Below are 11,733 nucleotides of genomic sequence, written 5' to 3' on the forward strand. Positions count from 1 at the left end.
TAAGTTCGAACGGGTGACCGGCCGCATCGCCATCGATGACACCGCCCCCGCGATACCCGGCGGTCGGCCGGCGAAGGCCGTCGTCGGGGAGGTGTTCCCGGTGCGCACCGTGGTGTGGCGCGAGGGACATGACGCCGTGGCCGCCACGCTCGCGGTGAAAGCGCCCGGATCCTCGCGGTCGCAGCGCATTCGCATGACGCCGGACTATCAGCCCGATGTCTTCAACGCGGTTTTCACGCCCGGGAAACCGGGACTGTGGACCTATCGCATCGAGGGGTGGAGCGATCCGCTCGCCACCTGGCGCTCGGCCGTGGAGGCAAAACTCGCGGTCGGACAGAGCGCGATCGATCTGGCCAATGACCTGGAGATCGGGGCGCGACTGCTGGAACGGGCCGCACAGTCGGTGCCGAAGAAGCAGTGGGAGGCATTGCGCGCGGCGGCCGCCGCACTGCGCGGCGACGCCCAACTGCCCGCCCGGGTCGGCCCGGCGTTCAGCGCCGAGGTGAGCGAAATCCTGCGTGCCACACCGCTTCGCGAGCTGGTGACGCAGGGACCGCAGTTCTCGGTGCTGGTGGAACGACAGCGCGCCCTGTACGGGGCCTGGTACGAATTCTTCCCGCGCTCCACCGGCGGCCGCGATGCGCAGGGCACGCCCGTGCACGGCACCTTCGCCACCGCCTCGAAGGACCTGCCGCGCATCGCCGCCATGGGATTCGATGTGGTGTACCTGCCGCCCATCCACCCCATCGGCACGGTGAATCGTAAGGGGCGCAACAACTCTCTGACCGCCGCACCCGGTGATGTGGGCTCACCGTGGGCCATCGGCTCCGCCGCGGGCGGGCACGACGCCATCCACCCGGCGCTGGGCGATGCGGCCGACTTCAGCGAATTCGTGGAATCCGCACGGGAATTGGGGATGGAGGTGGCACTGGACCTGGCATTGCAGTGCGCACCCGATCACCCCTGGGTCACCGCGCATCCCGAATGGTTCACCACCCTGCCGGACGGCACCATCGCCTTCGCGGAGAACCCGCCCAAGAAGTACCAGGACATCTACCCGGTCAATTTCGACAATGATCCGGACGGCCTGTACGCCGAGGTGCTGCGCGTGGTCCGGCACTGGATCGGGCTGGGCGTCACCATCTTCCGCGTCGACAACCCGCACACCAAGCCCGCCGACTTCTGGGAGTGGCTGATCGCACAGGTGCGCCGCACCAACCCCGAGATCATCTTCCTGTCCGAGGCGTTCACCCGCCCCGCCCGGCTCTACGGCCTGGCCCGGCGCGGCTTCACCCAGTCCTATACGTATTTCACCTGGCGGGTGCACAAGCACGAATTCGAGGAATTCGGCCGGGAATTGGCGGCCAAGGCCGATGAGGCCCGGCCCAACCTGTTCGTGAACACCCCGGACATCCTGCACGAGACGTTGCAGCACGGCGGACCCGGCATGTTCGCCATTCGCGCCGTGCTGGCCGCCACCCTCGGACCCACCTGGGGTGTGTACTCGGGCTTCGAACTCTTCGAACATCAAGCGGCACAACCCGGTAGCGAGGAATACCTCGACTCCGAGAAATACGAACTGCGGCCCCGCCCCTACGCCGAGGCCGCCGCGCGCGGGGAATCGCTGGAACCGTGGATCACCCGGCTCAACGAGATCCGGCGCGCGCATCCCGCTTTGCAACAGCTGCGCTGCATTCACTTCCACGGCACCGACAGCGATGCGCTGCTTGCCTTCTCGAAGTTCGACCCGAGCACCGGTGACGCCGTCCTGGTGGTGGTGAACCTCAATCCGTACGGTCCCGAACAGGGTCACATCTCGCTCGATCTGCCAGCCATCGGCCGCGAATGGCATGACCGCCCGGTGGTGTTCGACGAGATCAGCGGCGAGGAATACCATTGGGGCCAGCACAATTTCGTGCGCCTGGACCCCTCTCGCGCGGTCGCGCACATTCTCGTGCTGCCGCCGGTCCCCGCCGCCGTCCGCACCGAACTCGCACATCGAAGAAACTTCTGATGAACCGGCGCGATCTGCTGCTGCTCGCCGCCGGAACGCACCCCGACCCGCACACCGTGCTCGGCGCGCACCCGCATCCGGACGGCACCGTCATCCGGGTGCTGCGCCCGCACGCGGAGACCGTCGCGGCGCGCATCGGCCCGGACGATCATCCGCTCGAACACCTCGACCACGGGATATTCGAAGGCACCGTGCCGTTTCCGGAACTGTGGGACTACCGGATCGTGACGTCCTATCCGGGCGGGCGCACCGTGATCGACGCCGACGGCTACCGCTTCCTGCCCGGCCTCGGCGAACTCGACCTGCACCTGCTCGGCGAGGGACGGCACGAACGACTCTGGGATGTGCTCGGCGCGCACCCCCGGCGCTACACCACCCTCGACGGCGAGGTGACCGGCACCGCCTTCGCGGTGTGGGCGCCGAACGCGCGCGGGATCGCGGTCATCGGCGATTTCGACGGATGGAGCGGGCATACCGCACCCATGCGCCGGCTCGGCGACTCCGGCGTATGGGAGGTATTCCTGCCCGGAATCGAGGCCGGGGCCAAATACAAGTACCGGGTGCACGGGGCCGACGGGCGCATCGTGGACCACGCCGATCCGTTCGCGTTCGGCACCGAAATCCCGCCCGCCACAGCGTCCGTCGTCACCGAGAGCACCCATGTCTGGGGTGACGCCGAATGGCTGCGCGCCCGCGACGCGCACGATCCCACCCGCTCCCCCATGAGCGCGTACGAGGTGCACCTGGGCTCCTGGCGACCCGGACTCGGCTACCGCGAAATGGCCGAACAACTCGCCGAATACGTTGCCGCCCAGGGCTTCACCCATGTCGAACTGCTGCCGATCGCGGAGCATCCCTTCGGCGGATCCTGGGGGTACCAGGTCACCTCCTACTACGCCCCCACCGCCCGCTTCGGCAGCCCCGACGACTTCCGCTGGTTCGTGGATCACCTGCACCGCAACGGCATCGGCGTACTGCTCGACTGGGTGCCCGCGCACTTCCCGCGCGACGAATGGGCGCTCGCGCGCTTCGACGGCACCGCGCTGTACGAACACCCCGACCCCCGGCGCGGCGAGCAACTCGACTGGGGCACCTACGTTTTCGACTTCGGACGGCACGAGGTGCGCAACTTCCTGGTCGCCAACGCGCGCTACTGGATCGAGGAATTCCATATCGACGGCCTGCGCGTGGACGCGGTCGCCTCCATGCTCTACCTCGACTACTCCCGCCCCGACTGGGAACCGAATATCCACGGCGGCCGGGAGAATCTGGAAGCCGTCGCGTTCCTACAGGAAATGAACGCCACCGTGCACAAGCACCATCCCGGCGTGGTCACCATCGCCGAGGAATCCACCACCTGGCCCGGGGTCACCCGCCCCACCGAAGTCGGCGGCCTCGGCTTCACCATGAAGTGGAATATGGGCTGGATGCACGACACCCTCGGATACCTGAAACATGATCCCGTGCACCGCACCTGGCACCACAACGAGATCACCTTCTCGCTCACCTACGCCTGGAGTGAGAACTACGTGCTGCCCATCAGCCATGACGAGGTGGTGCACGGCAAGGGCACACTGTGGACCCGCATGCCCGGCGACGATTTCACCAAGGCCAGCGGTGTGCGCGCGCTGCTCGCCTACATGTGGGCGCATCCCGGTAAGCAGCTGTTGTTCATGGGGCAGGAGTTCGGGCAGTTCCGGGAATGGGATCACGATCGCGGACTGGACTGGTACGAGCTGGAAAACCCACTGCACCAAGGCATCCACACCCTGGTGCGGGATCTGAACCAGCGCTATCGCGGCACGCCCGCGCTGTGGAGCCAGGACACCTCACCCGGCGGCTACTCCTGGATCGACGCCGACGATCGCGATAACAATGTGCTGTCCTTCCTGCGCTACGGCGTGGACGGCTCGATCCTGGCGTGCGTCTACAACTTCTCCGGGACCGAACATCGCGACTATCGCATCGGGCTGCCCGGCACCGGTGAGTGGCGCGAGGTCCTCAATACCGATGCGATCGCGTACGGCGGCAACGGCATCGGGAATCTGGGCGCGGTCACCGCGACCGCGGAGACCTGGCACGGCCGCCCGGCGTCCGCGGTCATCACGCTGCCGCCCAGCAGCGGACTGTGGCTGGTGCCGACCGCGCCGCCCGCCGAATCAGTGCGGCCAGCTCGGCGAGCGGCCCAGTAGCGCGAGCACCTGATCGAGCCCGGAACCGTCCGGCAGCACGATCTCGGGCGCGAAGGACGCCCCCGGCTGGGTGCGCGCCTCCCCACCCGGCACGCCCCGCGCGACCACCAGTGCCGCCGCGAGCACATCCGCGTCGAAGTCGACGCTCACGCCCAAAGTCCTTGCCACATCCCAGGAATGCACCACGTAGTCGACGAAATGGAAGCTGACCGCGAGCGTGCCAGGAATGACGATGCCGTCCCGGATCTCGGGTAGCGGGAAGCTCCGGTCCAGTGCGCCCGGATCGGCGAAGGCGGTCAGCACATGCTCGGCCGCGGCGCGGTACTCCGCGATCGGGTCCGGGCCCAGCGGAATCGGTTTCCAGAGCGCGAGATCGCCCTCGCCGCGCGAGGCGGCGGCGAAGCCGTAATGCTGAATGATCAGGTGCTCCAACAGATCCCGCAGTGCCCACCCGGCGCACGGGGTGGGGGCGTCCAGATCGGCGCCGGACAGCTGGGCGACCACGTCGATGCTGGCGCGCACCGCACGGGCATCGAGAGACAGTAGCTCGGGTCCGGCCGCGAGCAGTTCGTCGTAATTCGAAATCATAAGCATCAGCTTACTAATTTTTCCGAACTTGGCTACCCCGTAGGCGATCTACTCCAAGCGGTCAACCCCACAGAAGTCCGGGCATCTGGAACGCGTTACACGATTCTGTGCCCCGAACTATTCGGGCTGCCGAATCATCTTGCGCTGTAGTGGACTTGGCGAGGCGGCGCCGCCAATTAATCGCAAACCTTTGAAGAGGAATGAATCTGCATGAAGAAGCTCGGAACTGCCATGCTCATCGGTGCCGCCGCGACCGCCATCATCGGCTCCGGCGCCGGCATGGCCTCCGCTGAGGCCCCCGCGGTCTCCGCCTCCCCCGTGGTCGCCCCGGGCGAGCCGGACCCCACCGGCACCACCGGCTCCTCCTCGCTGCTGCCCAAGCTGCTGGAGACGCTGACCGGCAGCCTCGGCAGCAAGCCCGCCACCACCCCGGCCGACCCGGCCAAGTAGTCGCGCCGCTCCCCGGCGACCCTACGGCCGGGGATACCGCACTACGGTGAAAACGACCGCGCCCCTGCCGATTCGGCAGGGGCGCGGTTCGTTGTCGAGGAACGGAATCAGTACAGCGCGGCGGCCAGCTTGCGGCGCGCCGCCATCACGATCGGCTCGGCCGGATCGAACAGCTCGAACAACTCCAGCAGATGCGTGCGCACCCGGGTGCGGTCATCACCGGCGGTGCGCTTGATCAGCCCGATCAGGCGATCGAACGCCGCCTCCGGCTCCTGATTGAACATCTCCAGATCCGATGCGGCCAACGCCGCGTCCAGATCCGCCGGATCGGCAGCGGCCTTGGCGATCGCGCCCGGATCGATCTCCTGCACGCGCGCGATGAACTGCACCTGACGCAGCGCGGCCTTGGCCTCGGCATTGCCGGGCTCGGCATTCAGGATCGCCTTGTACGCGGCCTCCGCGGTCGCGAAATCGCTACGCTCCAAAGCCTCTTCGGCCGCCACGAAACGCGGATCCTCCGGCTCCTCGGCCTCGCCTTCACCCTCGCCGACACCGGGCAGCTTGCCGCGCACCGCGTCGACCACGGCATCGAGCCACTGCCGCACCTGCGCCTCGGGCTGATTACCGGTGAAATCCGCGAGCGGCTGACCGGCGGCCACCGCCACCACGGTCGGAATGCCCTGCACGCCGAACGCCTGCGCGATCCGCATATTGGCCTCGGCCTCGATGGTGGCCAGCTCCCACTCACCACCGTTACCGGCGACCAACTGCTCCAGCAGTTTCACCAGTTCGATGCTGCCCGGGGAACGCTGCGAATACAGCGCCACCACCACGGGCACCTGGGCGGAGCGGCGCAGCACCTTGGTCTCGAAATCGGCCTCGGTGACGGCATGCCCCGCGGGCACATCCGTCACCGGCTGCTGCTTCAAGCTGGACAGGTCCACCGCGCCGGACATAGCGGCGGCAGCGGCGGCTGAGGGGCGTCGCGCGGGTCGAGTCACGACTACAAGTCTGTCACGAACGGGCGGCGGCGGGTGCCGCAGCCTCACTCAGTTCCCCGAGTTGACCGGTACGGATCGCCCAGCGCTCGAAGAACACCGATGCGAAAGGTATGACGGTGGAGACCAATCCGAGCACGGTGGTCTTGGCCGGCCACTCGAACTCACGCGAGGCCAGCAGCACGCTGATCGCGAATCCGATGAAGATGATGCCGTGCAGCATGCCGAAAACCATGACCGGCCACTTGATCGGCTCATCGGCGATACCCAGCGCGTCCGCACGCTTGAGCACCGACCCGAGCAGCAGCAGCGCCCAGCTGGGAGCCTCCAGAATCCCGAAGAACCGAACCCGCTTAGCGACCGTGCTCAGGTCGAAGAAGTCACCCATGGCGTCCATTGTGCCGGACAGCTACGACGACCCGTAGTGGAGATGGGTCACACCCCGCCCCGCAAACCCCCTTTCGAGGGGCGGATTGGCGTGGGCCTACCGAAGTGGCGACGCGGAGCCGCGTGAGCCTGGATCCCTGGCGGGGATTCAAGTCTGTCGACCCCGCCAGGGAATGGGGTCTCAGGGGACGCGGATGATGAGGGCGTCGCCCTGGCCGCCGCCACCGCACAGGGCGGCCGCGCCGACGCCACCGCCGCGGCGCTTCAGCTCGAGGGCCAGGTGCAGCACGATGCGGGCGCCGGACATGCCGAGGGGGTGACCCACGGCGATCGCACCGCCGTTGACGTTGACCTTCTCCGGGTCGATGCCGAGCTTGCGGGTGGAGGCCACGCCGACCGCCGCGAACGCCTCGTTGATTTCGACCAGGTCCAGATCGGCAGGCGAAATGCCTTCGCGGGCACAGGCTTTGATGATCGCGTTGGCGGGCTGATCCTGCAGGGTGGAATCCGGACCGGCGACCACACCGGCGGAGCCGATCTCGGCGATCCAGGACAGCCCGAGGGATTCGGCCTTCTCCTTGCTCATCACCACGACGGCGGCAGCGCCATCGGAGATGGGCGAGGCGGAACCGGCGGTGATGGTGCCGTCCTTGCGGAACGCCGGACGCAGCTTGGACAGCGATTCCACGGTGGTGTCGGCGCGAATGCCCTCATCGGAGGCGAACCGCACCGGATCACCCTTGCGCTGCGGAATCTCAACGGGCACAACCTCATCGTCGAAGAGGCCGTTCTTCCACGCGGCGGCAGCGCGCTGATGCGAGGCGGCGGCGAACGCGTCCTGCTCCTCGCGGGTGACGGTCTGCACGTCGTTCTGCTGCTCGGTGAGCGCGCCCATCGCCTGATCGGTGAAGATGTCGTGCAGGCCGTCGTACGCCATGTGATCGCGCAGCGTCACATCGCCGTACTTGAAACCCTCGCGGCTCTTCTCCAGCATATGCGGTGCGCGGGTCATGGACTCCTGGCCACCGGCCACCACGATTTCGTACTCACCGGCGCGAATCAGCTGATCCGCCAAGGCAATCGCGTTGATGCCGGACAGGCACACCTTGTTGATGGTGAGCGCGGGAACATCCATCGGAATGCCCGCGGCGACCGCCGCCTGCCGGGCCGGGATCTGGCCCGCACCCGCGGTGAGCACCTGACCCATGATCACGTAATCGACCTGCTCCGGGGCGACGCCGCCCTTCTCCAGGGCCGCCTTGATGGCGATGCCGCCCAGATCGGAGCCGCTGAAATCCTTCAACGAACCGAGCAGCCGACCCATCGGGGTGCGGGCGCCGGAGACGATGACGGTGGTGGTCACGATAGGCCTCGCTTACGTCGAATGATGTGGCTCCGCCAACCATCGGAGCCCTACTCAAAGGTAACCCGACCGACCCGGGCGGCCTTCCCCAGGTGCGCGCTACCGTTCGAGGTGTGAGCAACACCGAGAACACCGAATTCATCCCCGCCGAATACATCACCGCCATCGATCATGTCGGTATCGCTGTCCCCGATCTCGATACGGCTGTGGCCTGGTACCGGGACAATCTCGGGATGGTGGAGGCACATCGCGAGATCAATGAGGCGCAGGCCGTGCACGAGGCCATGCTGTCCTATGCGGGCGCCCCCGCCGGGACTGTTGCTCTCCAGTTGCTGGCTCCGCTGAACGAGTCCTCCACCATCGCCAAGTTCATCGACCGAAACGGGCCTGGCCTGCAGCAGCTCGCATATCGAGTCACCGATATCGAGGCGGTCTCCGCGTTTCTGCGTTCACGGGGCTTGCGTTTGCTGTACGAAGCCCCACGCGGGGGAACAGCGGGTTCGCGCATCAACTTCATCCACCCGAAGGATGCTGGCGGTGTGCTGGTCGAACTCGTGGAACCGGCGGCGAAAACTACCCACTAGTACCGAGATCAGCGACCCTAAAGAGGCTGTAACAACATTCGCGGTCGGGTCACCATCAGTGGTCACCAGGCTGTAGTTTGTGTGCCATGTCGTCCACTGAGCCCGATCGTAATCGCTTCGTTGCACTGCCCTTTACCGTCGTGCGGAAGGGCTATGACCGTGACGAGGTGCGTAACTACTTCGACCGTTTCGATGCCGAGCTAAGGGTCACCGCGACCGATCGCGATGCCGCCGCAGCCCAGGCGCGCAACCTGGCGGCCCAGCTGGAGGACGCCCGCGACGAGATCGACGAGCTCCGTAAGGAGGTCGACCGCCTCTCCGTGCCGCCGACCACCGCGGAAGGCATGTCGGACCGTATCTCTCGCATGCTGCGGCTGGCCTCCGACGAGGCATCCGAGGTGCGGGCGCAGGCCCAGGCCGAGGCCGCCGAAATGATCTCGATCGCCGAACAGCAGGCGACCGAGATGCGCGGTAAGTACGAATCGCTCCTCTCTGAAACCAAGGAGAAGCGCGAGGCGCTCGAAATCGAATTCGAGCAGACCCTCGCCAACGCCCGCTCCGAGGCCAACAAGATCGTCGAAGCGGCCAACGCCGAAGCCGATCGCCTCACCAAGGAGTCCGAGGCCAAGCGCAAGGCCGCGCAGCAGGACTTCGAGGTCACCATGGCCGAGCGTCGCACCAAGCTCACCCGTGCCATGGAAGAGCTCGAGGCCACCTCGCGCGCCGAGGCCGCCCAGCGCATCAAGGACGCCACCGACGAGGCCAACCGCCTCATCACCTCGGCGACCAACACCGCCGATCGCAAGATCGCGCACGCCAAGGAACTGGCCGAGGAAATGCGCGTCCTGCGCGGCCGCGTGCTGGCCCAGCTGCTCGGCATCCGCGGTCAGCTCGATTCGGTGCCGGCCATGCTCGCCGCCGTCAACCGCGAAAGCGAACTCCTGGACGGCGCGCCCGAACAGCGCTCGCTGAACAAGAGCAGCCGCAAGGCCATCGACACTCGTGACGACGACCTCGTCGACGAAGAGCGCGAGAACGCCGAGATCTCCGGCTAACATCCTCCGCCCGGGCGACACCCGCACACCTCGAAGGCCGCTCCCGATCCGGGAGCGGCCTTCCTTATGCCTTGATGGCCCGCACAATGCCCTGACGGCCCGCGGAGCGCCCGCACACTACCGAACGCGAATCAGGACCAGCGGCGGGTGATGCCGCGGGTGTGGCGGCCTTTCCAGCAACCGGTGTGCCAGTGGCGGCGGTCCTCTTCGCCGCCGTAGGCGGGCCAGGCCACGATATGGGCTACGCCGGGCGGGATTTCGTGATCGCAGCCCGGGCAGCGGTAGTACTTGGTCGCGCGGGTGCCGGGGATGGTGCGGACCATGTAGGTCTCGTCTCCGCCCGGGCCGTCCTCGGTGCGGCCGAAGACGTCACCGAGCGGGCGCTGGTCCGGCTGGGACCGCGCCTGAGCATCCTTGGGGCGAGGTTTCCGGCGGGGCATCAACCAACCCTAGAACAACCGGAATTCGCTGCTGTCGGTGCCGCGTAGGGCGTTGTAGTCCAGTGTCAGGCAACGAATCCCGCGATCGGCGGCCAAGGTTTTGGCTTGCGGTTTGATCTGCTGCGCCGCGAATACACCGGCGACGGGAGCCAGCAGCGGATCGCGGTTGAGCAGCTCCAGATAGCGGGTCAGCTGTTCCACGCCGTCGATCTCACCGCGGCGCTTGATCTCCACCGCCACCGTCGCGCCGTCGGCATCGCGGCACAGGATGTCCACCGGGCCGATGGCGGTCATGTACTCGCGGCGAATCAGCGAGTACCCCGCGCCCAGGGTTTCGATGTGCTCGGCCAGCAACTCCTGCAGATGCGCCTCGACGCCGTCCTTCACCAGACCCGGATCGACGCCCAGCTCATGCTTGGAATCGTGCTCGATCTCCTCGACGGTGATCCGCAATTCCTCGCCGGCCTTATTGGTGACCACCCAAAGCTGTTGCGCCGTATCGGTTTCCGGCTCCCGCTCCTCCAGCCAGCAGGGCGGGCTCATCCAGTTCAGCGGTTTGTAGGAACCGCCGTCCGAATGCACCAGCACCGAACCGTCCGCCTTCACCATGAGCAGGCGGCGGGCCATCGGGAGGTGGGCGGTCAGACGACCGACGTAATCGACCTGGCAACGAGCAATCACAAGGCGCACCCAAGCACTGTAGGGGACGGCCCTTTTCGCGGATTAACCGACCAGCATGATGTACCCGAGAATCGAGGCCGCGGTGAGCAGCCCACCCTCCCAGGCATTCAGCTTCGGCAATTCGGTACGACCGCGTCGCAATACCCGATAACCGGCCAACAGGCCGATCGAAAAGGCGAGTAGGTGACCGACATTGGTGAAGGTGCGGCCCATCGCCACACCGGCCACCGCGACCGCCAGCCAGGTAATGGCCCAGGTGGGCTTCCAGCGCGAGGGAACCAGCGCGATGAACGCGCCGATCAAAGCCATCGCCCCGTAGCTGACACCGACATCGGAGACCCGGGTGACCTCCACCGGCAGCCAATTCGCCGATACCGCGACCCACAGGCCGAGGGCGACGATGACCGTCGCGCCGACATGGCCGACCACGAAGATGCGCAGCAGGCGCAGCGCGCCGAACTTCATCTCCGCGAGCGCGAGCAGACAGGCCAGCAGCGGAATGATGACCGCGGCGCTCTGCAGATCGTCGATGACGAAGGCGCTGGAGAACAGCGTGCCGACGCGGCCGTGCAGCAGGTTGTACAGATTCGTGCTGGCGTGCAGCACCACCCGGGTCTGGGTGGCCTCGCTGAGGATGGACAGCAGCACCGTGACCGAGATCAGCAGGGCCGCATAGCCATAGGTGACCGGCAGGAACAGGCGACGCCAACCCGTACGGGTCGTTGCGACCGGCTCGACGATCACCACGATGCTCTCCTTCTCCACGACGCTGACTCCAGGATCCCTGGCGCCGCTCCGTACAGACTACGAGTTCCTCGAGAACCTGCTGTTAAACAACCGAAACTCACAGAAAGATCTATAAAACGAAAAAGACCCCCAGCCAATGGCTGGGGGTCTTCTCGAATGATGTTCCGGCGGTGTCCTACTCTCCCACACCCTGTCGAGTGCAGTACCATCGGCGCAGGTGGCCTTAGCTTCCGG

At 66.6% G+C, this 11,733-nt stretch carries 12 protein-coding genes; 5 read left to right on the top strand and 7 right to left on the bottom strand.

Annotation, left to right across the window (positions count from 1 at the left end; genetic code table 11):
* The first annotated feature begins 13 nt into the window (after window positions 1-13).
* Window positions 14-2,014 (top strand): maltotransferase domain-containing protein, encoded by a 2,001-nt coding sequence (locus ACFVUS_RS42385; RefSeq protein WP_387780736.1) that lies wholly within the window; start codon window positions 14-16, stop codon window positions 2,012-2,014.
* Window positions 2,014-4,206 (top strand): 1,4-alpha-glucan branching protein GlgB, encoded by a 2,193-nt coding sequence (gene glgB / locus ACFVUS_RS42390; RefSeq protein WP_387780739.1) that lies wholly within the window; start codon window positions 2,014-2,016, stop codon window positions 4,204-4,206. The genes ACFVUS_RS42385 and glgB overlap by 1 nt, the downstream gene beginning before the upstream one ends.
* On the opposite strand, the gene ACFVUS_RS42395 is transcribed toward glgB, so the two are convergent.
* Window positions 4,174-4,794, bottom strand: coding sequence for a TIGR03086 family metal-binding protein (locus tag ACFVUS_RS42395; RefSeq protein ID WP_387780742.1), 621 nt, complete (start codon window positions 4,792-4,794; stop codon window positions 4,174-4,176). The genes glgB and ACFVUS_RS42395 overlap by 33 nt on opposite strands.
* A 210-nt stretch (window positions 4,795-5,004) precedes the next feature.
* On the opposite strand from ACFVUS_RS42395, the gene ACFVUS_RS42400 reads away from it, so the two are divergent.
* Entirely contained in the window at window positions 5,005-5,244 is a 240-nt protein-coding gene (locus tag ACFVUS_RS42400) for a hypothetical protein (protein ID WP_387780745.1), read from the top strand.
* Window positions 5,245-5,351: 107 nt separating this feature from the next.
* Here the strand turns inward: ACFVUS_RS42400 and ACFVUS_RS42405 are convergent, their stop codons facing one another.
* The 3 genes from ACFVUS_RS42405 to ACFVUS_RS42415 form a co-directional block, all read right to left on the bottom strand.
* The gene (locus ACFVUS_RS42405) at window positions 5,352-6,200 is read right to left on the bottom strand and encodes a tetratricopeptide repeat protein (protein ID WP_387780803.1); all 849 of its coding nucleotides are present in this window, start codon (window positions 6,198-6,200) and stop codon (window positions 5,352-5,354) included.
* 58 nt (window positions 6,201-6,258) lie between these two features.
* Window positions 6,259-6,630, bottom strand: coding sequence for a DUF3817 domain-containing protein (locus ACFVUS_RS42410; protein ID WP_387780748.1), 372 nt, complete (start codon window positions 6,628-6,630; stop codon window positions 6,259-6,261).
* A gap of 180 nt (window positions 6,631-6,810) precedes the next feature.
* Window positions 6,811-7,992 carry an acetyl-CoA C-acetyltransferase gene (locus ACFVUS_RS42415; protein WP_387780751.1) on the bottom strand — a complete coding sequence of 394 codons (1,182 nt, stop codon included), beginning with the start codon at window positions 7,990-7,992 and terminating at the stop codon, window positions 6,811-6,813.
* Between the two features lie 113 nt (window positions 7,993-8,105).
* Between ACFVUS_RS42415 and mce the strand changes: the two genes are divergently transcribed.
* Window positions 8,106-8,576, top strand: a complete 471-nt coding sequence (gene mce / locus ACFVUS_RS42420; protein WP_364628583.1) for a methylmalonyl-CoA epimerase — start codon at window positions 8,106-8,108, stop codon at window positions 8,574-8,576.
* A gap of 86 nt (window positions 8,577-8,662) precedes the next feature.
* Window positions 8,663-9,631 (top strand): hypothetical protein, encoded by a 969-nt coding sequence (locus ACFVUS_RS42425; RefSeq protein WP_387780755.1) that lies wholly within the window; start codon window positions 8,663-8,665, stop codon window positions 9,629-9,631.
* Between the two features lie 131 nt (window positions 9,632-9,762).
* On the opposite strand, the gene ACFVUS_RS42430 is transcribed toward ACFVUS_RS42425, so the two are convergent.
* Genes ACFVUS_RS42430 through ACFVUS_RS42440 form a run of 3 tightly spaced genes read right to left on the bottom strand, consistent with a single transcriptional unit; the run spans window position 9,763 to window position 11,517 of the window.
* A complete protein-coding gene (locus ACFVUS_RS42430; protein WP_375955828.1) occupies window positions 9,763-10,071 on the bottom strand; it encodes an ATP/GTP-binding protein in 309 nt (102 codons plus the stop codon).
* Between the two features lie 9 nt (window positions 10,072-10,080).
* Window positions 10,081-10,761, bottom strand: a complete 681-nt coding sequence (nucS, locus tag ACFVUS_RS42435) for an endonuclease NucS (protein WP_387780758.1) — start codon at window positions 10,759-10,761, stop codon at window positions 10,081-10,083.
* 33 nt (window positions 10,762-10,794) lie between these two features.
* A complete protein-coding gene (locus tag ACFVUS_RS42440; protein ID WP_387780761.1) occupies window positions 10,795-11,517 on the bottom strand; it encodes a rhomboid family intramembrane serine protease in 723 nt (240 codons plus the stop codon).
* Between the last annotated feature and the right edge of the window lie 216 nt (window positions 11,518-11,733).

The organism is Nocardia sp. NPDC058058, from assembly GCF_042885355.1.
Classification (GTDB): Bacteria; Actinomycetota; Actinomycetes; order Mycobacteriales; family Mycobacteriaceae; genus Nocardia.

What these genes read in the sequence shown, in the direction of transcription:
- glgB (WP_387780739.1), top strand. Translation starts at nt 2,014, where the DNA reads ATGAACCGGCGCGATCTGCTGCTGCTCGCCGCCGGAACGCACCCCGAC.
- ACFVUS_RS42395 (WP_387780742.1), bottom strand. Translation starts at nt 4,794, where the DNA reads ATGATTTCGAATTACGACGAACTGCTCGCGGCCGGACCCGAGCTACTG.
- ACFVUS_RS42400 (WP_387780745.1), top strand. Translation starts at nt 5,005, where the DNA reads ATGAAGAAGCTCGGAACTGCCATGCTCATCGGTGCCGCCGCGACCGCC.
- ACFVUS_RS42405 (WP_387780803.1), bottom strand. Translation starts at nt 6,200, where the DNA reads ATGTCCGGCGCGGTGGACCTGTCCAGCTTGAAGCAGCAGCCGGTGACG.
- ACFVUS_RS42410 (WP_387780748.1), bottom strand. Translation starts at nt 6,630, where the DNA reads ATGGGTGACTTCTTCGACCTGAGCACGGTCGCTAAGCGGGTTCGGTTC.
- ACFVUS_RS42425 (WP_387780755.1), top strand. Translation starts at nt 8,663, where the DNA reads ATGTCGTCCACTGAGCCCGATCGTAATCGCTTCGTTGCACTGCCCTTT.
- ACFVUS_RS42430 (WP_375955828.1), bottom strand. Translation starts at nt 10,071, where the DNA reads ATGCCCCGCCGGAAACCTCGCCCCAAGGATGCTCAGGCGCGGTCCCAG.